This window comes from Paenibacillus sp. FSL L8-0708 (genome assembly GCF_038009325.1).
Taxonomy (GTDB): Bacteria; Bacillota; Bacilli; order Paenibacillales; family Paenibacillaceae; genus Paenibacillus_AQ; species Paenibacillus_AQ odorifer.
Genome location: NZ_JBBPBC010000001.1, coordinates 258,054 through 279,358, shown reverse-complemented (window position 1 = coordinate 279,358; position 21,305 = coordinate 258,054). Strand labels below are relative to the sequence as shown.

15 protein-coding genes are annotated in these 21,305 nt (G+C 45.0%); 11 read left to right on the top strand and 4 right to left on the bottom strand.

From position 1 onward, the window contains the following. The first annotated feature begins 5 nt into the window (after window positions 1-5). Window positions 6-1,355: a bifunctional folylpolyglutamate synthase/dihydrofolate synthase gene (locus NYE58_RS01300; RefSeq protein ID WP_076275918.1), complete on the top strand. Its 1,350-nt coding sequence runs from the start codon at window positions 6-8 to the stop codon at window positions 1,353-1,355. Here the strand turns inward: NYE58_RS01300 and NYE58_RS01295 are convergent. Then, a complete protein-coding gene (locus NYE58_RS01295; RefSeq protein WP_341000924.1) occupies window positions 1,350-2,147 on the bottom strand; it encodes an ATP-grasp domain-containing protein in 798 nt (265 codons plus the stop codon). The genes NYE58_RS01300 and NYE58_RS01295 overlap by 6 nt on opposite strands. 362 nt (window positions 2,148-2,509) lie before the next feature. Between NYE58_RS01295 and NYE58_RS01290 the strand changes: the two genes are divergently transcribed. From NYE58_RS01290 to NYE58_RS01265, 6 genes are all read left to right on the top strand, one after another. Continuing rightward, entirely contained in the window at window positions 2,510-3,403 is an 894-nt protein-coding gene (locus NYE58_RS01290; RefSeq protein WP_341000923.1) for a carbohydrate ABC transporter permease, read from the top strand. Further along, window positions 3,400-4,278, top strand: coding sequence for a carbohydrate ABC transporter permease (locus NYE58_RS01285; RefSeq protein WP_038568194.1), 879 nt, complete (start codon window positions 3,400-3,402; stop codon window positions 4,276-4,278). Before NYE58_RS01290 ends, NYE58_RS01285 begins: the two co-directional genes overlap by 4 nt. A 52-nt stretch (window positions 4,279-4,330) precedes the next feature. Then, window positions 4,331-5,716: an ABC transporter substrate-binding protein gene (locus tag NYE58_RS01280; protein WP_341000922.1), complete on the top strand. Its 1,386-nt coding sequence runs from the start codon at window positions 4,331-4,333 to the stop codon at window positions 5,714-5,716. A gap of 135 nt (window positions 5,717-5,851) precedes the next feature. Then, window positions 5,852-6,841 carry a LacI family DNA-binding transcriptional regulator gene (locus NYE58_RS01275; RefSeq protein ID WP_036687224.1) on the top strand — a complete coding sequence of 330 codons (990 nt, stop codon included), beginning with the start codon at window positions 5,852-5,854 and terminating at the stop codon, window positions 6,839-6,841. Window positions 6,842-6,871: 30 nt separating this feature from the next. Further along, a complete protein-coding gene (locus NYE58_RS01270) occupies window positions 6,872-7,867 on the top strand; it encodes an N-acetylglucosamine kinase (RefSeq protein WP_341000921.1) in 996 nt (331 codons plus the stop codon). Between the two features lie 6 nt (window positions 7,868-7,873). Further along, window positions 7,874-9,184 (top strand): 6-phospho-beta-glucosidase, encoded by a 1,311-nt coding sequence (locus tag NYE58_RS01265; RefSeq protein WP_076126950.1) that lies wholly within the window; start codon window positions 7,874-7,876, stop codon window positions 9,182-9,184. A 549-nt stretch (window positions 9,185-9,733) separates the two neighbouring features. Here the strand turns inward: NYE58_RS01265 and NYE58_RS01260 are convergent. Beyond that, window positions 9,734-11,074: an aminotransferase-like domain-containing protein gene (locus NYE58_RS01260; RefSeq protein ID WP_076275914.1), complete on the bottom strand. Its 1,341-nt coding sequence runs from the start codon at window positions 11,072-11,074 to the stop codon at window positions 9,734-9,736. Between the two features lie 142 nt (window positions 11,075-11,216). On the opposite strand from NYE58_RS01260, the gene NYE58_RS01255 reads away from it, so the two are divergent. Then, the gene (locus tag NYE58_RS01255) at window positions 11,217-12,140 is read left to right on the top strand and encodes a DMT family transporter (protein WP_076206086.1); all 924 of its coding nucleotides are present in this window, start codon (window positions 11,217-11,219) and stop codon (window positions 12,138-12,140) included. A gap of 96 nt (window positions 12,141-12,236) precedes the next feature. Here NYE58_RS01255 and NYE58_RS01250 read toward each other — a convergent pair whose 3' ends face one another. Continuing rightward, on the bottom strand, window positions 12,237-12,884 hold the full coding sequence (locus NYE58_RS01250) for a hypothetical protein (protein ID WP_076275912.1): 648 nt from the start codon (window positions 12,882-12,884) through the stop codon (window positions 12,237-12,239). 160 nt (window positions 12,885-13,044) lie between these two features. On the opposite strand from NYE58_RS01250, the gene NYE58_RS01245 reads away from it, so the two are divergent. From NYE58_RS01245 to NYE58_RS01235, 3 genes are all read left to right on the top strand, one after another. Further along, window positions 13,045-13,782: a response regulator transcription factor gene (locus tag NYE58_RS01245; protein WP_076126944.1), complete on the top strand. Its 738-nt coding sequence runs from the start codon at window positions 13,045-13,047 to the stop codon at window positions 13,780-13,782. Further along, window positions 13,760-15,112: a sensor histidine kinase gene (locus NYE58_RS01240; RefSeq protein WP_076275911.1), complete on the top strand. Its 1,353-nt coding sequence runs from the start codon at window positions 13,760-13,762 to the stop codon at window positions 15,110-15,112. The genes NYE58_RS01245 and NYE58_RS01240 overlap by 23 nt, the downstream gene beginning before the upstream one ends. 752 nt (window positions 15,113-15,864) lie before the next feature. Further along, window positions 15,865-16,620, top strand: a complete 756-nt coding sequence (locus tag NYE58_RS01235) for an SDR family NAD(P)-dependent oxidoreductase (RefSeq protein WP_076206080.1) — start codon at window positions 15,865-15,867, stop codon at window positions 16,618-16,620. Between the two features lie 99 nt (window positions 16,621-16,719). Here the strand turns inward: NYE58_RS01235 and NYE58_RS01230 are convergent, their stop codons facing one another. Further along, window positions 16,720-21,021: a glycosyl hydrolase gene (locus NYE58_RS01230; protein ID WP_341000920.1), complete on the bottom strand. Its 4,302-nt coding sequence runs from the start codon at window positions 21,019-21,021 to the stop codon at window positions 16,720-16,722. Between the last annotated feature and the right edge of the window lie 284 nt (window positions 21,022-21,305).

Below are 21,305 nucleotides of genomic sequence, written 5' to 3'. Positions count from 1 at the left end.
TTTCCGTGGAATTCACTTCACAATCCCAAGTAGAAGATATGATCTACAGCTCTTACCTAAGGGCCATTAACAACATTACAGAAACTTTGGATGAAGAAGTTAGAAAACCGGAGTTAACCAGAGCATTACTGGATGCAGTTGGAAGTCCGGATCGCAATCAAAAATACATACTGGTCACAGGCAGTAAAGGTAAGGGCTCCACCTCTAGATTTATTTCCTCTCTGTTAAGTCACTTGGGATATAAAGTGGGGTTATTCACCTCCCCTCACCTGGTAGATTTCAACGAAAGAATCCGGATCAATGGGCAGGCAATAGCCACAGAAGATTTTGTACGATTAGGTAATGTAATTCGCGGGGGCTTCTACGAGATCGAAGAGCAGCTTGCTGCTGATGAATATCAAGGTCCGGTTGGGGTTGCTTTGGCTATTGCAGCTTTGTACTTTAAGGAGAAGGGTACAGATATCAATGTGATTGAATGCGGTAGAGGAGGAAGGTTTGATGACACCAATGTCCTGAGCAATGACTGGGCTGTCATTACCCCGATTATGGAAGAGCATGTAGCCCATTTGGGACCTGATCTGAACAGCATTACACTGCACAAGCTGGGGATTGTCAAAAACAACACAACAAACGTCTATGTTAGCAAACAGAAATCCGACGTTCTTGCGATCATGAAGGACAACCTCTCCTCCAACCCTGTGCAATATTATGAAGAACAGTTTTTAGCTGAATCTATCACCACCACTTCTGTCGGAACTACTTTTGATGTCCGGACGAAGCCAGCCGTTTATCCAGCCTTGACCCTTCCGCTATTGGGACAGTTTCAAGCGGTCAATGCTGCCAGCGCAGTCGCACTTTGTGAAGAGATTACAGGGGGACCCCTTGATCAGGAGATCGTACATCACTGTTTTGAACAATTACAATGGCCGGGACGTTGTGAAGTTATCTGTCATGACCCACTGACGATTATTGACGGAGCTATTCATAGAGATTCTGCAAGCTATCTGGCTGAACTTATTCAATTAGTGAATCCTGAGCGCAGCCGTACCGTCACATCCATCATCGGTGTCCCTAAGGATAAAGATTACACAGGGGTCATCGAAGTCATGAGTACAGTCTCGGATCAACTAATCGTAACCAAACCCGATATAAGCCATCTAATTTTCCCAACGGATGCCCTGCTTATCGCTAAAAGTTTTCTCGAAAAAAGTTCCGAATTCCCTTATTTAGAGGATGCTCTTACGTATGTTAAAGAACAATCACCTTCGGAGATTATTGTAATCGTGGGTACGCAAACTCTAATCGGAAATGCCAAAAGATTATTCGGGCAATCGCTGCTGAATATCGGCTTATAACTGATTCATACGCTGAAGAATAACTTCCCTGTAAAGGTCTGAGAGGCCAGGTACTTCACTTGGATTTTGCTTACAATATTCATCTAACATCACCTTATGGTTGACCTCAATCACCATCAAGCCTTGATTTGTCTCTAAGATATCTACTGAGCAGAAATCAAGGCCCAGCGCTTTAGAGGTCCGGGAGGCAAGCTCCGCCAGCGCCTCTTGTTTGGCCTGATCTTTCACCTCAATCGTAACAGCTCCGTTAATCAAATTATGCTTCCACGAACGAACTCTTTTTTTGCCAAGGAATACACGCGCCTGATGATTAAAAGTTACAATTCTATACTCAATCTCCGCTTCATAATAAGGACCTATTGCCCCATTAAGCTGTAAAGAAAATAATAAATCCAGCTTTTCGTGCAGATCGGCTATCTCATTGATTTTGTACACATGATTTCCCTGCGCCCCGTTATCCTGCTTCATAACTACCTCCCCATTGCATGCTTGGAAATAATGCTCAGCCAATGGATAAGGATTCAAATTGCTAAATTTGGAGTCAGGATGCGGCAAATAAATATGTTCTACAGCTGGGATATTCGCCTTATGCAAAACATCATAAGTTAGAGATTTACTCATGGCAATGATCGTAGAAGCACTGTTGTTTAGTCCGATCTCAGCGTCTACCATCACAAATGATTTCACTCCATCTGTCGCTCTATATACGAAATTCGGTGTAATTTCCTCAAAGCTAATCCCTGAGGCTGTAACAGAATGCTGGATCATTTTTAAGTAAGGTCTAGTCGTCATTCAGTTTCCTCATTTCTAACAAAATATGACCAACCCTAATCATAGCATGAGGAATATTAATAAAAAATAATAAAATTGCGTTATAATAGTTAACACAATAATCTCCCGAATCTTATTTCAGGTCCCTTTTTCACAAAAATGACAGACTGTATGTTACGTTTAATGACTGACAGCGCTTTTATAGTTAAAATAAGTGTTGATTATTTAGTGATCATCCTCTATGATAAGCTTATTAAAGCGAATCAAAAAGTTAAAGCGGTTAAACTTTAATCTCTATGTACCTAGTATTATTACTAATTAATAGTGTTAGTATGATCAAAAGTTAAAGCGCTTATACTTTTAAAACGAGAGGTTGGTGTGTCATGATCAATCGCGAGAACAGGCGGCAGACGTTCTATATGTATCTGTTCATTTCTCCTTGGATTATCGGCTTCCTAGTATTCGCCCTTTATCCTATCTTATCATCGCTTTACTTCAGCTTTACTGATTATGACATCATACACCCACCTAAATTTATCGGGCTCGCTAACTACACAGAGATGTTTCACAATGACCTGTTCTGGAAATCGGTGGTTGTCACGCTGAGATATACCTTCATCGGTGTACCTATCCAGCTTGCACTCGGTCTTGGCTTTGCGCTATTGCTCCACCAGACCATTCCTTTGCGCGGCTTTTTCAGAACAGCAATGTATTTCCCAAGCATGGTATCCGGTGTGGCCATGTCCCTGCTGTGGTACTGGATCTTCAACCCGCAGATCGGGCTCTTCAATTACATCCTTTCCTGGTTCGGCATTCATGGACCAGCTTGGCTGATGAACCCAGACACTGCTCTATATGCCTTAATCATCATGACCTTCTGGACAGCAGGCTCAGGAATGATTTTATTCCTCGCAGGTCTGCAAGGCGTACCGGCTAGCTTGATCGAAGCCGCTAACCTTGACGGTGCCGGGCGCTCCAGAATCTTCCTGAACATTACCTTACCGATGATCTCTCCCGTGCTGCTCTTCCAACTGATCATGGGACTAATTGATTCCTTCCAAGTCTTTACCCAAGCTTTTGTCATGACTCAAGGGGGGCCGAATTACTCTACCTGGTTCTATGTCTATAATCTCTACACCAGCGCTTTCAAAGAATATCGTGCCGGTTATTCCTCAGCCTTGGCATGGGTGCTCCTTATCGTAGTTATGCTCTGCACTGCACTAATTATGAAATTGTCTAACCGTTATGTTCACTATGAAGGAGGCGGACGCAAATGAGTACAGTCAGAGCGCTAAGCCCCCGGACTAAAGGAACAAAACGCCGCCGGAAAGCGGAGCCTGTTAAGATTTTCAGCTTTATTACTCTAGTAGTTACAACATTTCTGATGCTGCTTCCTTTGTTCTTCATGGTCTCCACTTCACTTAAGTCCAAACGCGAGATGCTGAAGTTCCCACCCACCTTTCTTCCGGAGAGCTGGCAGTGGAGCAATTACACAGAAATATTTGATACCCTGCAGTTCGGTACACTTTATAAAAACAGTCTGATTATCGCCGGCTTTAGTGTTGTGGGAACCTTGATTTCTTCGGCGCTGGTTGCCTATGGATTCGCCAGATTCAGAGGTACAGGTAATCAGGTGTGGTTCATCCTGCTGCTGAGCACCATGATGTTACCCTATCCGGCCATTATGATTCCGCAATTTGTACTCTTTTCGCAAATGAACTGGATAGATACCTTTTTACCCCTGATCGTGCCTGCTTTCTTCGGCTCAGCCTATAATATTTTTCTGCTGCGCCAATTCTTCTCCACATTGCCTGAAGAGCTGTTTGATGCCGGACGCATTGATGGCTGTGGTGAAATACGGATGTGGGCTACCATAGCAATCCCACTCTCCAAACCTGCACTTGCGACCGTAGCTATCTTTGCTTTTATCTACAACTGGAATGATCTGCTTACGCCAGTGCTTTACTTAAGCTCATCAGATAAGTTCACGCTACCCGTCGGGATGGCTTCTCTTACCTCATCGAGGTTCCGCATACCACCTTGGCATCTGCTAATGGTTGCTTCGGTTCTAGCTATGGTCCCAATCGTTACGCTGTTTGCTGTAGCCCAGAAACAGTTCGTCGAAGGGATTGTACTTACAGGGATTAAGTAATAATCCGCCATCCGGCGGCCAAATATACTTGAAATCATGGAGGGTTTAGCTAATGAACAAGAACAGGAAAAGTATTGCGCTTTTACTTGCAGCTACCATGCTCGTTGTTCTAGCCTTATCAGGCTGTAGCGGCGGCAAATCGGCGGGTAACGCCCTATCTGAAGGAAACGGTGGCTCTACTAATTCTGGAGGCAAAGCAGAAACGGTAACGATTACCCATTACACAATAGATTCAGAAGACCGCACATTTGTCGAAAAATTAATCCCTGATTTCGAGAAGCTGCATCCGAATATTAAAGTGAAAGTGGAAAAAGCGCCTTATGAGCAGTTCGACAGCAAGCTGCAAACGCTAATTGCCGGCGGCAAATCGCCCGACGTGACAAGTCACTGGGGGTATGGAGGTTTCGCAGAATACTACAATAAGGGTATGTTGTTCGATATGACCGACCTTATGAAAGAGGATGGTTTCAAGGCAGAGGATTATAGTATCCCAGAGAATCTAATGGGTATCTACAAGGTTAAAGATCACACTTACGGCATCCCGGTCAATATGTATGTCACCTTAATGCTCTATAACAAAGACATGTTTGATGCTGCCAAACTGACTTATCCAACAAGCGATTATGAAGATAAGAGCTGGACGTTTGAAAAAATGGTCGACGAAGCTAAACAAATGACGCTTGTATCCGATGATATCGCCAAAACTCAATATGGCGTAGACTTCACTTGGTCCGAACGCGATATGCGGCCGTTATATTTTGGAGCGGAGCCTTACTCAGAAGATACATGGACTAATGGCGGCGTGCCTTCCGAGACTTATTTTGACTCCCCTGAAGTGATCGCTGCCTACAACAAGCTTTTTGATCTTGTCTTTAAGGATAAAGTCTCTCCTTCTTCCGAATGGAGCAAAAGTGTAGCTGGACAGAACGGCGATCCCTTTGTTGCTGGTAAAATCGGCATGTCTATCGGAGGCTCATGGAACCTTGCAGGTGCAAATGACTTCCCCTTCAAAATTGGCGTAGCCGCTGTACCATGGGGAGGAAACGAAAAGGTACGCAGCACCCTTTATGTCGATCCGCTGCTGATCTTGAAGGACTCCAAACATCCGAAGGAAGCTTTTGAATGGATCAAATACCTGATCACAAGCGAAGTGCAAGAGAAATCCATTGAGCTTAGTGGCGGTAACCCACCAGTCAACACCGAAGCTGCAGAAGCTTACTATAAACATTTTGAAGGTATCGATCCACAGGATATCAAAAATGTCTACGAGGGTGCTGTTAACTACGGCTTCGAATCCTATAACCACTTAATCACCAACTACTCGCAAATTAATGACATGTTCATTAATGAATTGCAGCCAGTAGAAACTGGACATAAGACGGTTGAAGAGGTGATGGCGACGATTCAGAAGAAGGTTACAGAGATCATTCAGCGATAACTGTTTGGCAGGTATACCGCCCCCTTTAGGGACGGTATACCTGCGTGAAATCATACGTTTAGCGGACAGTCTGCCAACCCTGTATACTGAAAGTAGAAAACAGGATCGGAAAATCTGCCGTGAGGAGAATTAAAGATGAAAGTTAGTATTTTTGATGTAGCCAAAAAATCCGGATTATCCGTTGTAACCGTATCCCGGGTGTTAAATGGGGCCGAATCGGTGCGCGAGAATAATCGCCAAAAGGTGCTGGAGGCAATTAAAGAGCTGGATTACCGCCCTAATGCTGCGGCACGCAGTCTGGCAAGCGGTAAGACGGGAATTATCGGCATTATTGTCACTACCCTGCAAGATTCCTTTTTTGACGCAGTGGTCAAAGAGCTGAATGAAATATTAGCGATGCATGGTTATTTTTTAGCCATATCCATCTCAACAGGCATCGAATCGGATGATAGCCATTATTTAATTCAGGAGGATCGTGTAGACGGTTTAATTTTGCTCTCTCCGATGGAAGAGGACAATTATATTGTGGAGTTAAAACGGCGGGGTATCCCTTATGTGCTGATAGATAATCAGAAGCCCGAAAATGATACCTACTCCATCACGATCGACAACTTCAAGGGGGGATACGCAGCTACGCGTCATCTGCTGGAGCTGGGACACACTTCAATCGCTCATCTCTGCGGTCAGGAAATGTTCCGGAGTACGCGGGAGCGGCGCAGTGGATTTCTACAGGCGCTTCAGGAACAAGGACTGGCCCCCTTTGAGATCGTGCCTGGTGATTTCGATATTGGGATGGGATACGATACCTGCAAACGTTGGCTGAAGGAAGGAAAGCTGCCCACCGCCGTATTTGCCGGGGATGACAATATCGCGCTTGGAGTCATCAATGCCCTGATGGAAGCGGGCATTCAGGTACCCGAAGAGGTGGCAGTGGTCGGCTATGACGATCATTATATTGCTTCACAGCTTCATCCACATCTGACAACAATACGTCAGCCTGCAGACAAAATCGGGCTGGCAGCCGCGGATATGCTGCTCAAACGCATCTCCGGAAAGATGAAACGTGGAGCCGGGATGCGGATTGATCCTGAACTTATCGTACGTGAATCTACCGGAGCTGAGTAGATTAAATTTATACACTAGGAGTGACGACCATTGACTTACTACTTGGGGATCGATGGGGGAGGCACGAAAACCTATGCTCTGCTAAGCGATGAACATGGCAATGTTCTTGGCAAAGGCAAGAGTGGTAACGGCAACCACCAGACAGGCGCCCTTGAGGCCGCCAACAGTATTAAAGAGGCCACATTCGGGGCGCTGGCTGAAGCCGGACTCCGGTTGGAAGACATCCAGCATACCTATCTCGGACTTGCCGGTGCTGATCGCGAGGCCGACTATGCTATTCTCCATCCGATGATACGCCAGATAGGATTCACCAAATACACCATTAACTGTGACACTATGATCGGTCTACGCGCCGGAACGAATCGCCCATATGGTGTCGCGCTCATCTGCGGCACCGGCACCAATTCAGCAGGCAGAAACCTGCAGGGAGAGCATTATCAATGCGGCGGCTTTGACTATATGTACGGTGATTTTGGCGGGGGTGGCGCACTCAATATTGAGGTGTTTCGTTCCGTTATCCGAGCTTGGGACGGCCGGGAACAGCCCACCCTATTAACAGGCTTACTGCTAAAAATGTTAGGTTATGAGGAAGTTGGGCATATGTTTCACGATTTCCTTGATCATTGGAAAAAAGTCCCCGTAAATGTTGCTCGCCTGCTCTTTGAAGCAGCAGCTGAAGGAGATGCCGTAGCATTGGAGATTTTACATCGGCAAGGGGTTGAACTGGGTAAGTCTGCGGCAGCTATCATTCACAAGCTAGGCATGGAGCAGGAGACCTTCGATGTGGTGCTGGCAGGAAGTCTGCTAACCCGAGGGGATCGCGGTTGGATTCGCCAGCCTATCGAGAAAGCTGTACACGCTGCAGCCCCTCAGGCAACCGTGGTTACCCTTGCCACAGAGCCTGTAGTCGGTGCAGTATGGTCAGCTATGGATCAAGATGGGTTGACCAATAGTAGTGAAGTATATGAGAAAATGCGGAAATTCCAGGATTATGAATCGATCAAACAAACTACAAGACAGGAGTGATTAATCTTGGCAGCTAACCAAGGATTAAAGATTGCAGTTATCGGTGGAGGTTCTTCGTATACCCCAGAATTAGTAGAGGGATTCATTCTTCACTATAAAGAACTTCCCGTGCGCGAATTATGGCTTGTAGATATTGAGCCTGGTCTTCGCAAGCTGAATATTGTAGGTAACTTGGCAAAACGTATGGTGGAGAAATCCGGCCTTCCGATTGAGGTTCATCTGACAACAGACCGCCGTAAAGCGATCGAAGGCGCCGACTTCGTCAGCACTCAGATGCGTGTCGGCATGCTTGATGCCCGTGCCCGTGATGAGTCGATTCCGCTCAAATATGGCGTTATTGGCCAAGAAACAACAGGTCCTGGGGGAATGATGAAAGCACTGCGCACCATCCCTGTTATTCTGGATGTATGCCGTGATATCGAGGAACTGGCTCCCAACGCATGGCTGCTCAATTTCACTAACCCTGCTGGGATGGTCACCGAAGCCGTTCTGAAATATTCTAAGGTAAAAAGTATTGGCCTGTGCAACGCACCTATCGGCCTGATCAAGCAAGTCTCTGCCAAATATAATGTAGCAGCAGACCGCGTATATGCCGAATTTGTGGGCCTCAACCACTTGCACTGGATTACTCGTATCGATGTTGAAGGTGAAGACAAGCTGGATGATATGCTTGCAGATACAACCAGCTACAGCGCTAAGAACGTACCGGCAAGAGAATGGAACCCGGAATTCCTGCAATCCCTTCATGCACTGCCCTCATACTATTTAAAATATTTCTATATGACCGATGCCATGCTCGAAGAGCAGATGGACTCCCATAAGCAAGGCATTAACCGTGCTGAAGTCGTCAAACGTGTAGAAGAGGAGCTCTTCGAGCTTTATGGCAATCTAGAGCTAAGCGAGAAGCCGAAGCAGCTGGAACAGCGCGGCGGTGCTTTTTACTCAGAAGCAGCTGTTAATCTCATGAGATCGCTTCATAACGGATCAAACGACATTCAGACCCTAAATGTCGCTAACCGTGGCATATTGGACTTCCTGCCAGATGACGCCAGCATTGAGGTGAACTGCGTGGTCACCAAAAACGGCCCACTACCTCTGCCACTGACCAAAATTCCAACCATGGCTAAAGGACTCATTCATGCTGTCAAAACCTATGAACAGCTGGCGATTGACGCCGCTGTAACCGGAGACCGCGCCCTTGCCCTTCAGGCGCTCGCACATCACCCGCTTGTTCCGTCCGTGGACGTAGCGATTCGGATGCTGGACGAAATGCTGGAAGCTAATAAAGAGTTCCTGCCGAACTTTTTTGCGAATTAATTCATACCTCCTATCGAGAAATAACTAAAAGAGACCGAACCCGGTCTCTTTTTTTGCGCTTGTTGCTGATACTCGCTACCGAAGCAAAGATAAATAAAGCATCTTGGTAATTTGCACTTAGCGAATTCGCTATCGGACACAGCTGACCTTAAAAGCGGCTTTTTCACATTTTTAGAGTGCTAGCGGACCCCATAGCCGTTATTAGCATGAAAACCACCCAATATAACCCCTTTCTAATTGAATAGCGGCGCTGGTGTCCGAAAACCTGCTCCAAAGGCTAAAAACTAGCAAATAACGTTATCTGGGTCCGCATGACTCGGCCGAAGATTGCACAGAAAATGTGTTCGGATATTTATAGAAGAACCAGAGATTACTGCGAGTTGTACCGATAATGAGATCTGCTGTCCATCAGTTCACTGCTGCCAGATTTGCCAACGACCCACAACGCAAAAAAACGATCCCTGTTACTGGAGGAACGCTTTTTTGTTTCTACTCCAATGGACTCCCAGCATTTCCACCATTATCATCCACTCATTTATTGCTGCGCTCTCAGCGTATTTCTTGCATTACCTGTTCAATGCCAAAGCGAATATCCGGCTCTTTTACACTGGATACATTGAGCTTTAGAATCTTCTCTTTATTAAAAGAGGGCAGATACCCGCTGTCCGCCATTTCGATGCGAATGAACTTTTTTTGCAGACGTTTGCTCATCTGTTCTGTCTTTATGCTGTCACTAAGCTTCAGATACGTATGCACACCAAGCTGGCCGGTTGGATGGTAGGAATAATGCTGTGCTGTCGCTGTATCTAACTCTCTCATAATCGATTCATGGAGCAGCGTGGATCTTTTTTCGTAGCAGGAACGCATCTTTTTTCGGTGGCGCTCGAACATTCCGCTTTTCAGATACAACTCCAGGGCAGCCTGAGACAGCATAGAGCTATCTATATCCATCAGTCTTTTGAATCGGTTAAAAGAGTCACACAGGACCGCTGGCAGTACAGCGACACCGACACGCAGACCCGGAAATATAATTTTGGAAAAGCTTTTCAAATAGATCACATGGGAAGCATCGTCATAAGCGTAGATCGGATCCTCTTTTGCATCCTGCTCCAAGTCCGCCATGTAGTCATCCTCAACGATGTATACATCGTATTTAGCTGCTAGCTGAGCAATCGCCTTCTTCTGGGGACGGGTATAGGAGACGCCAAGCGGATTATGAAATCGCGGGACGGTATAAAAGAACTTGAACTGGCCTGTCTTAAATAACCGTTCTAATTCATTCAAGTCCACCCCAGCATCCGAACGCTTTATCCCCTCTGTCTCAATGCCATACGTCTTCAGATATTCCATAAAAAGCGGATAACCCGGCTGCTCAATCAGCACTCGCTGCCTGCCATTCGGAAAAGGAATTCGGGTCAATACGCCAAGCGCCTGCTGCACACCTGAGGTAATAAAAATCTGTTCCGGATTGGCAAATACCTGATAAGAAGCCAGATGCCGCTGCATTTCACGAATAAGAGAAGGAAGCCCCTGCGGCGTTCCATAGATGAACAAGTCATTGCGGTACATATCAATCGCTTTATTAATACAATGTTGGAAATCCAGATACGGAAAAATATCCGGGTCGGGTGCAGACACCGTAAAATCGATCCAATGTGCACCTTCGTCTTTTCGTTGTCCGCTTCGTTTCATGACATAATAACCACTTTTTGAGGCGGCATAGATTAAATGTTTGTCCTGAAGATCCTGTAAAGCGCGAATTACTGTACTTTTACTACATCCATAACGTAAGGACAACTCCCGGATAGACGGTAATTTATCTCCCTCACGATACGTATCCTCGGCAATTTGCGCTTCCAGCTCGTTGATTAACTCCGAATACTTATACATCCCTTTCACCTTCCTCCAAGCTTATTCTGTACCGGTACAGATGAATAATAATTACATTGTAGCACAGCTACTCTAGCCTTAGAATAAAGAGCAGAACAGGACCGGTACCTAAATGCGCGCAACACTTTGGAGGTCTTTACTAATGAATACATCTTCTACTCAAAAAGCGATAGCAGCAGCTGTCATGAATGCGATTATCGTCGGGTTTTCCTTTATATTTGTAAAAATGGCCCTAACCGTCTCGGATCCTTTTGATACGCTAGCTCATCGCTTCACGTTATCTTTCCTTGCCGCTTCTTTATTTACTTTTCCAGGGTGGGGGCGGGTGAAGTTTGGAATATCCAAGGCAGCAGTGATAATCCCACTGGCTTTAATGTATCCAGCGTTATATTTCACCCTTCAGGCGTATGGACTTCTGTATACAACCTCCGCTGTAGCGGGTATTATTCAGGCGACAATGCCCATCTTCACCATCCTTTTGGCGGCGATGTTCTTGAAGGAAACCACGAGCAGCTTCCAAAAGATCTCTACATTAATCTCAGTTGCAGGCATTATTCTTATCTTTGCCATTCCAGGTTTGAGTATCTCTTCTTCTAGTCTTTGGGGCGTCTTGCTCATCCTAATCTCAGCTTTATCCCTTGCCGGTTATAATGTTGCGGCTCGAAAGCTGACACGTACCTGGAGTCCCAAAGAACTTACCTATATGATTACTTTGTTCGGATTTATATTTTTTAATGGACTGTCGATCATTAAGCATGGTTCGGCAGGAACCTTGGATCAGTATTTCACACCTTTTCAAGAGCCCAAATTTATATTCTCCATGCTCTATCTCGGCGTACTCTCCTCCCTCGTGACCTCCTTCCTCTCCAACTATGCTTTATCACGGATGGAAGCTTCACGCGTGAGCATTTTCGGCAGTCTTTCAACAGTTGTCTCTATTCTCGGTGGTGTACTTCTGCTGAATGAGCAACTGGAATGGTACCATTGGACCGGTACAGTGATGATCATCGCCGGGGTGATCGGTGTGAACTGGCGGAAGCAAGTAAGGGCCAAAGGCAAAGCGTGAAGATTGATATGCATACAAAAAAGACACCCCGCGAGGTGTCTTTTATCTTTACCCTTTTCAGTATCTCTATTCTGTAGCAAGCCTCACTAATCGCCGTTATTTGGCTGTTTCAAGCTCCTTGATCTTCTCTTTATATTGATCCAACAGATTAGCTAAAGCTTCCTTGATCACAGTCACATCTTTGGATATAGCGGCACTATTCAGATCATCTTGGGCTTTGAAAAAAGCTTTATCCGCGTCGCTAAGATCTGGAATGGAAATAGCAATTGAAGTCGCGTCTACAGCTTTCATTGAAGTAGTGATATTGCTATCTACCTGCATATCATCGACTACAGGTATTACTTCAAGGTTACGACCAGCTTCAATATATCCTGCAGGTAGAGCTTCGGTGGATAGTATTTCTTTAGATAATTGAACTCCCTCCACCAGTTCCGCAGGCACAAGCTCGGCAAGTGCGGTTACACTAAATCCAGCAACCTTATAATACTGATCCAAGGTGTTCTTCCAATCTTCTTGGGTATTAGGTGCGTAGGTCTTAGCCAACTCTAGGGGATCTACCCAATCAATAGTGGTTACTTTAGTGGCAATTGTTCCTTTAGAGGCAGCAGTAACCACGGCTGCAGCCGTTGTTTTCGTGTTTCCGTCTTGCGCTCCACTTGCTGCGTTCGTTGCAGACGGTGCAGCAACGGCGGACACTAGCAGGGCGGACAGCGCTAACTTTTTAAATAACATCTGTTGATTCATAAATACAACACTCCTCGTCGAATCGAATGATCTTACAAGACCAAGCTTACATAATGGGTGTGGCAGAACATTGGTTAATTTGTGGAAAAACAATGGCAGCCGCCCTTACCCACCTCTGGATTGATATAATTGTAGGAGAATAATTTGGAGGTAACCCGAAATGAATAATCCATATCTCATTGCCGTAGTCGACGATGATGAACATATACGCAATCTTGTTGAAGCTTATTTACAAAAAGAAAACTACCACACCATCGGCCTTGGCAGCGCTGAGGAAGCATGGACCTTGTGGCAGACTAGCCCCCCGGATATGTGGGTACTCGACGTTATGCTCCCCGGCATGGATGGTTATGAGTTCTGTAAAAGGATTCGTAACGAAGCCGAAGTACCGATCATTATGATCTCCGCAAGAGATAATGAAGTGGATAAAATATTAGGATTGGAGCTTGGCAGTGACGATTATCTAGTCAAGCCGTTCAGCCCTCGTGAATTAGTCGCCCGGATCAAACGGCAGCTTCAACGCTGGTACAAAATGAGTAATCAGGCCGAAAAATTGAATAGTCAGACCACTTCCACCCGTCTTGAAATCGACCAGCTTCTACTATTGCCGGAAGAAAGACGTGTATTTTGGTGTGGTGAAGAGGTAGACTTGACCAGCAAGGAATTCACCATGCTAAAAGTATTCGCTGATGCCCCTAACCGGGCATTTACAAGAGATGAGCTGCTGAGCTATGTGTGGGGGGACGACTATTTTGGAAGTGATCGCGCCGTGGATCATCTCATTAAACGGATGCGCAAAAAACTGGAGCATTTGCCCATTGAGGCTGTATGGGGACACGGATACCGCATGAGAACAGATGGGGGTGAGCATACGAATGAAACTAGCACATCAGATTAATTTAGCCTTTAGTATTGCATTGGTATTGCTACTATCTATTACTGCAGTCGTGATCCATTTTGTACTACTCAACCATTTTGTCGGAACACAAAAAGAGGATTTAAGAACCATTGGTGCGGCGATGTCAGTTACATTGACTGAAGAAAGTAAATACATCGGGGAGATTGGCACTCAGCTGGAAGCTCTGCCGGTGACCATACCTTCTCTAAGCACTGCAGGCGTCGAAGCCATTCTTAGCGATGAGACAGGAAAAGTCTTGTCCACATCATCAGAGATGAGTTCAATTGCAATAAACTATGATGCCAAGAGTGTCACAGGCCAAGCCACTGAGCTCCAGAACATTTGGAATGGAACAGATACACGGTATATTACTGAAGTGAAGGCTACACCTATAGGCACGCTAACTCTGCTAACCCCTATGAGCGCAGTCACTGCTATTGAACAAGCTTTGCTCAAAAGACTGCTGATCGTTTTCAGCGCAGCGGGAGCATTTATGTTCCTATTTGGCCTATTTATCACCAAGAAGATGATTCAACCTCTAATGAGGCTGCAACTAGAACTCCGCAAAGTCAAAGAACGGCACTTCTCAGATGTTAAATTAATTAAAGCTGGTGGAGAGCTTGGATCTGTCGCTCAATCGGTATATGACATGGCAGATGAATTAAATCGTTTCAACCATGTGCAGAAACAATTTTTCCAGAATGCGTCTCATGAATTAAAAACTCCCTTAATGTCCATTTCCGGCTACGCTGAAGGGATTAAGGATGGTGTTTTTGAAGGTGAGAATGTAGTAAAAGGGCTAGACATTATCATGAGCGAAAGCAGCCGCTTGAAGAAGCTCGTGTCCGAAATGACTTTACTTGCGAAGCTGGACAGCGAGGAAGATATATTCAAGCCTACGGTTATTTGTTTAAAAGATCTACTGACAGAAACCATCGAACGAATGAACCCTCTATTAATGAAAAAAGAATTAACCCTCCATATCTCCCACGATCATCAAGATTCTCTTACGATCCGTGCGGATAGGGATAAGCTGCTACAGGCGCTTCTTAATGTAGTTTCCAATGCAGCACGTTATGCTAATCAACATATCTATATCCATGTTTCGGTCAAGGAGGGCCGGGCTCTGTTATCCGTAAGTGACGATGGCCCTGGAATTTCGGACGATCTGCTTCCCTATCTCTTCCATCGTTTTGTAAAAGGAAAAGACGGAGAATCCGGACTTGGACTGGCTATTTCCCGCGCAATCATCGAGCGTTGTGGAGGTCAGATCAGCGCAGGCAACCGAAGAAATGGCGGTGCGGTAATCTCGATGGGGTTTCCTTTATAAATATCCATAAGAGGCTGTCTCAAAAGTAGTAAACTCTACTTGGGGCAGCTTCTTTTTTATGGAATAGAAAAGTAATGGATTTTACTGTGCCATATGACTATATACCATGCGTAGTGTTCTCTGATATTGGGTTGGGTGGTTGGACGGTTCGATGGTGGGCGGTTGTACGGTAGGTGGTTGGATGGTGGGCGGTTGGGCGGTAGGTGGTTGGATGGTGGGCGGTTGGGCGGTGAGCGGTGGACGATATATTAGGTGAGTTTTTCATACGGCTTGCGGTAGGGTTTAAACTAATTAGGGAAAAACTCCCTAAAAATAGCCGATATTCACTCTAAATGCACGAAATCAGGAAATTCCTCCCTAATAATTAGGGGGATTTCTTAATTAGTTACTAAATCGGCCGAAAATCAGGTAAGTTTTCCCTAATTACTCTATAAATACTTCACTTATTGCATCACTTGCAGCATCACTTGCAGCATCACTTGGTGCGACACATGAATCATCAATTGCTCATCACTTGGTGCGCCGCTTAATTCAATCGCTCAACATGTACATAAGAGCTGGAACAGGCCTCATCAGCTACTTGAACATTCATCGTCGGTCACCATCTATATTTTTACTGGTAAATGATTCCGTTTCTACTTCATGGTAAATATAGCTACTATTTTGGGTAATATATAGTCGAAGTAACAATTACACCTTACCTCTGATAAGAGTTAGATACTACATTTTTTTCACAAAAAGGAGATACCAACATGAGCAGACTTGCAGGAAAAGTAGCTATTATTACTGGTGGAGCAGGCGGTATTGGTAAAGGGATGGCCCTGGCTTTTGTTAAAGAAGGCGCTAAGGTAGCTATTATTGACCTCAATGAAGAAACCGGCAAAGAAACAATTAAAGAATTACAAGAATATCAACCTGAATCTATCTTTATTCAAGCGAACCTCAAGGAACACGATAAAATAGCTCACCTTGTTAAACAAGTAGCTGATAAATTTGGAAAAATAGATATTTTAGTAAACAATGCCCACGCATCCAGAATGAAATCTATTGAAGAAACTACACAGGCTGATTTCGATTTATCTTTTGATACAGGCTTCTATCCAACCTTCTATTTCATGCAAGCAGCACTACCGTATTTAAAAGAAGCACAAGGTAAAATTATTAATTTTGCATCGGGCGCTGGCCTCAACGGGGATACCAATCAAGGAACATATGCTGCTGCAAAAGAAGCCATCCGTGGAATTACCCGGGTAGCCGCTAATGAATTTGGTCCATTTGGTATCAACGTAAACATCATTGCTCCAATTGCTAATTCCCCTGGCATGATTGAATGGGCAGAAGCAAACCCTGAGTATTACCAAAACATGATTTCAAAAATACCTTTGAGAAGATTGGGTGAACTGGAAAGTGATATTGGTCGTGTTGCGGTATTCCTAGCGAGTGAAGATTCCGATTATATTACGGGCCAGACTATCATGGTAGATGGCGGGTCTATTAAGCTTCGTTAATTTCAAGCAGATACTCGACTTAAAATGAATAAATTTGATGCTAAATAAATAAGCCGGAAGTGAACATCGTAAAATGTTCGCTTCCGGCTTTACTACTTTCTATTTAATCGTGATTTCGTCCACATATACGGTAGCACTACCTACTGGATCAGTTGCTGTGGTCATGACTTGAACGCCAATCGCTTGGGTCAAATTACGATCCGCTACCTTGCTGATATCCAGTGTTATTGTAGTAAATCCATTGGCATCTACTGGTATAGCCGTAGAAGCAGTCCATGTTCCCCAGCTTGAGCCACTTTGGGTAAACAGCTGAGCCATTACACCGCTAACATCGCTTGCATCAATAGGTCCAACCTTGATTTTAAGCGTAATTGTTGATGCATTCGCTAAGTTGGTAACCACCATACGACGCAGCTGGAATTGCCCTCCATTCAATGTTAAGTCCGCTTGCATCGAATGAGTTCCCTCAGCATACACAGCATTGCTCACCGATAGATTCTGAGCCAGCGCTGTATTATATTTATTATTTTCATCCACATTGATGCTGAAGCCTTGCAGTGTATTGTCCTCGAAGCCATAGACGACAGCTTCAGGTGCGGTACCATTCCTCAGGGTCCGAACATCATCCAGATACAGCGTAGAAGTTCCCGTACCACTGAATCCCTCGAGCTTGATACCTATGGCTTTTACACTATTAAGATCTGCAATACCTGCCAAGTTGAGCGAAACCGTAGTAAATCCGCTCGAATCTACTTTCACAGCTCCACTGTCAGCCCAAGACCAGGTTGATCCCGTCTTAATATACAAACGTGCATCCGCTGTTCCGTTCGACAGTTTAATTTGTGCGCTTAATTTATCAACCGCGCTCAGATCCAGACTGCCATTTTTGGTGAGCTCAAAAGCTCCATCTGAATCGAGTGAGAACAAGGTGCTTAACGAATGAGTTCCCTCAGCAGCCTCATCAGTCGAGATTACCACCGCGCTTGCACTCGCATTATTTTGCTCTACTGTCCAGTCCTGAGTATCTTTTTCGAAACCATACAACAGCTTCGCCTGTTCTGGCGTGCTGCCAGGGCCTTCGCCCCCATTAGGAACGCCACCCGTTCCATCATTAAACGCTGCAATATCGTCGAAGTACAGCGTACCAGACGTACTTGCTACTATGTCCTTTTTATTTACGTAGATAGACACTGCCCGAATGTCCTTAAGGTTCTCTTTAGTGATTACTTTACCGGCATTTCCTGTATCCCATGGCGCTGGAGCGAACTGGCTGAATGGAATTTCCACCAAGCCAGGTGTCGTACCTGCCAGTGAAGGATAAGCTTCAAAAGAAATGCCGCTTGCATTGACCTGAATAACAAGCTTGTGGTCGCTGCCATCAGGTGCAATCCAGAGCTTCAATTTGTTGGCGTCCGACCAGTCGGCATTATTCATGTTTTTGGTACGACCTGTATAACCTTGGCCATCCACATTATAATCGAATCTCAGGCCATACTTGCCATCATTTTTATGGTCCGCATCAAGTGAGATCGTATTTAGATCACCCGCAGGACTTAATGCCGCACGAAGTAATTCATCATTCCCTTTGTAATTCTCAAAAGTATCTACAATCAATGGGTCCCCATTGCCCTCTACGTCACTTACAAAGATTTGGATCGTTTGTGAAAGTACAGAACCATCCTTTGCATAGGACTTAACAGTAAGCATCACGCCAGTTTCGTCGAAGGCTACACCTGGTGTCCAATCTGCCAAGTAATAGAAACCTTCTGCGTCAGCTGCCATGCTGTACTCTGTTGTGTCATCCCCAATCAGGTAGGTTACTTTATCTACGTCCTGATTCAACACACGAACACGAAGGGTCGATGCTTTTGTCGTGGGCACTGTTTGGTTTGCCGTTGGTGAGGCAATGTGTAAAAAAGGTTGCTCGGTTTCTGTAGTTACCTGTTTCGAATACGCATCCGCAATAGCCACTTCATGGCTGAAGCTTGTATACGGATCATTATAATAGTCTACAAAATCAGGGAGCAGTTCATGATCCCCTAGCCCGTTTGGAGCATTTCTATAAGGGACAAAGATAGAATCTGTATTGAAATTCGCCCAAGTCTGCATGTACGCCATCCGTTTAGCATCCGGATCAGACTGCAGTGCAGCGATTAGCTTGGTAAAGAATTTCAGGTCCTTCGTTCCAGTTGGCTTCACACCCGAATAACCGAACTCAGTAAATGCTGCGATTTTCCCCTTATCATCGGCCAGCTTCGAGATCAGCTTAGCATCCTTCACGACTGAATCAAACCAACCCTCAGTGGTTCCGTCATAATAATTATCGAAGCCAAGGATATCGACATAGTCATCTCCCGGATACGTCTCAAGGAATGTCGCATCTGTGCCGTTAAATGGACTTCCCGGTGAGAACGCATATAAGAAGTTATGCACATCTTTTTTGTCCCTTAAGTATTCAACGGTATAACGATAAATTTCAGCATACTGCTCCTTCGTACGGTAAGGCGCACCCCACCAGAACCAGCCACCATTTTGCTCGTGGAATGGACGGAAAATGACTGGAATAGCTTTACCATCATCATCTTTTAAGTTATTTGCAAAGTCCGCAATCATATCCAGGAATATATTAAATTCCGCATGTTTGTCACCGCCGGGTAATATATGCGTAAGCACATTCCCTTTGGTGTCATAAAAGTCCTTTCCTGTGACGAAGTTCGGCATATGCGAGCTTAATGTAAGCACGCCGCCTTTTTCATAAGCAGATTTCATCACGCCGATTAATTTATCACGATTCTCCAGCTGGGTTGCGCCTAGATCGCCTGGTTTCTCAAAACCTTCAAGACTAAGCGTATCCCAGCCGAACAGCCCCGGAAGGTCGCCTACTGCATTCTCGACCTCAGATTGCGTTCCGTCCTTTTCAGTAATAGAAAGTCCTTCTGTAGTAGCATGCTGATGTCCAAACAAGATCTCACTGCCGCGGATATCCTGTAAATAGGCAAATAGCGATCTAGTCTCACTACTTGCATCAACATCCGCTAAATTCTCGATACGTCCCACAGGACCCGTCGGGTCTGTCGGTGTTGCTGTTGCTGTCGGTGTCGCTGTTGGTGTCGGTGTTTCCGTTGGTATTGGTGTCGCTGTAGGTGCCGCGGTTGGATTAGTCGGACCTACCGGCGTTGTTGATGAGCCTGATGCCGAGGTAGGCGCTGGGGTAGTCGTTGCTACAGGACCTTGATTGCCTTTGATAATGACAATTGTGCCAGAAGCAATGGGCTTACCGTTCAACGTTACTCCTGTTGCTTTAACGTCCGCTTTTGCAATGTCGCCCTGACCGGAAAGAGTGGTTCCAGTCGCTTTGACAGCTACGTTTAGATTAGCAATCGATGCGCCTTCACCTAGGATCAGCCCCACAGTGCTATTTAGAATTCCCGTTGTGATCATCGTCCCAGTTCCAAACTCCAGTCTTGCTAGACTATCTACCGTTAGCTGAGAAATTTGGGTTGTACCACTCGTGAGGACACGAACCTCACCCTCTTTACGATTTATATTTACTTTGCCTAATGAGCTATTCTTAATAAGAATGGAGTTTATCCCGCCACCTGCAATAAATGTGGTGCCCGTAACCTTAATACCCTCAAGGGTCACTTCGCCGTTACCGATCCCAGCAGTTAGATACAGGTTTCCGTTTATCGTTGCATTTTTTAACACAACACCATCCTGATTAACGACTACATTCCCAGAAACTATTCCTCCTTCAAAGCTTCCAGATTGCGAGTAATAACTCTTCACTATTTTATTAATTAACGTTATAACTTCGGCACGGGTGATCCTTCCAAGCGGCTTAAAGGTTCCATCCTCATACCCTGTAATCAAACCTGAGAGCGCATGAACTGCATCCTTAGCATAAGCCTGAATCTGAGCGGAATCACTAAATCCACTCATCGATGAAGCGCTTTCAGTGGCTTGAAGAGTAAATATCCGAGCCAACATCGTCACCGCATCCTGACGCGTTATATAATCAGTAGCTTGTGCTTTATTCTCTGAGTATCCTTCATAATACCCAGCATATCGTGCCAACGAAAGCTGATCTGCATACCAATCGGTCGCTTTTACATCGGAAAAAGATTGATCTGACTTCATATAGAAACCAAATACCTTATTCAAGATCGTAGCAAACTCAGCTCTTGTAATTCCTTCATTGGGATGAAAAGAACCATCCTGATACCCGTTTAATACGCCATTTTCTACCCACTTCGCAATATTTTGTTGTGCCCAGTGACCCTGTGTATCACCGAATCCCACAGTCGATGGCGCTGCTGCTGCAGAAATTACAGAGGGGAAAGGAGACATTATCATTGCACAGGCAAGTATACTCCCCAGCCACTTTTTCGCTTTTTTCATTCCTAATTCTCCTTCGAAAATGAATGGATTTGATAATAAGAATAGCCAACCAGCTGTTATGAACCCAATAACTATCTGTCCTTATAGAAGACAATTACAGACCTACTCGCTAACTATTCACCTCCACATATTCAGCTTCGTTATTAATAACAAACACTAACAAAATATTTTAATTTCGTTAGATATTTCGGTATATGCAAGATTATAGCGGTTACATTGGCATAAAACAATCTAAATATTCCCTTTTGTTATAATTATTTTATTGTTTACGTTAGTATTAATGT

Excerpts from the sequence above, each read along its gene's own strand:
- NYE58_RS01295 (WP_341000924.1), bottom strand. The coding sequence starts at position 2,147 with ATGACGACTAGACCTTACTTAAAAATGATCCAGCATTCTGTTACAGCC.
- NYE58_RS01290 (WP_341000923.1), top strand. The coding sequence starts at position 2,510 with ATGATCAATCGCGAGAACAGGCGGCAGACGTTCTATATGTATCTGTTC.
- NYE58_RS01285 (WP_038568194.1), top strand. The coding sequence starts at position 3,400 with ATGAGTACAGTCAGAGCGCTAAGCCCCCGGACTAAAGGAACAAAACGC.
- NYE58_RS01280 (WP_341000922.1), top strand. The coding sequence starts at position 4,331 with ATGAACAAGAACAGGAAAAGTATTGCGCTTTTACTTGCAGCTACCATG.
- NYE58_RS01275 (WP_036687224.1), top strand. The coding sequence starts at position 5,852 with ATGAAAGTTAGTATTTTTGATGTAGCCAAAAAATCCGGATTATCCGTT.
- NYE58_RS01260 (WP_076275914.1), bottom strand. The coding sequence starts at position 11,074 with ATGTATAAGTATTCGGAGTTAATCAACGAGCTGGAAGCGCAAATTGCC.
- NYE58_RS01255 (WP_076206086.1), top strand. The coding sequence starts at position 11,217 with ATGAATACATCTTCTACTCAAAAAGCGATAGCAGCAGCTGTCATGAAT.
- NYE58_RS01250 (WP_076275912.1), bottom strand. The coding sequence starts at position 12,884 with ATGAATCAACAGATGTTATTTAAAAAGTTAGCGCTGTCCGCCCTGCTA.
- NYE58_RS01245 (WP_076126944.1), top strand. The coding sequence starts at position 13,045 with ATGAATAATCCATATCTCATTGCCGTAGTCGACGATGATGAACATATA.
- NYE58_RS01240 (WP_076275911.1), top strand. The coding sequence starts at position 13,760 with ATGAAACTAGCACATCAGATTAATTTAGCCTTTAGTATTGCATTGGTA.
- NYE58_RS01235 (WP_076206080.1), top strand. The coding sequence starts at position 15,865 with ATGAGCAGACTTGCAGGAAAAGTAGCTATTATTACTGGTGGAGCAGGC.
- NYE58_RS01230 (WP_341000920.1), bottom strand. The coding sequence starts at position 21,021 with ATGAAAAAAGCGAAAAAGTGGCTGGGGAGTATACTTGCCTGTGCAATG.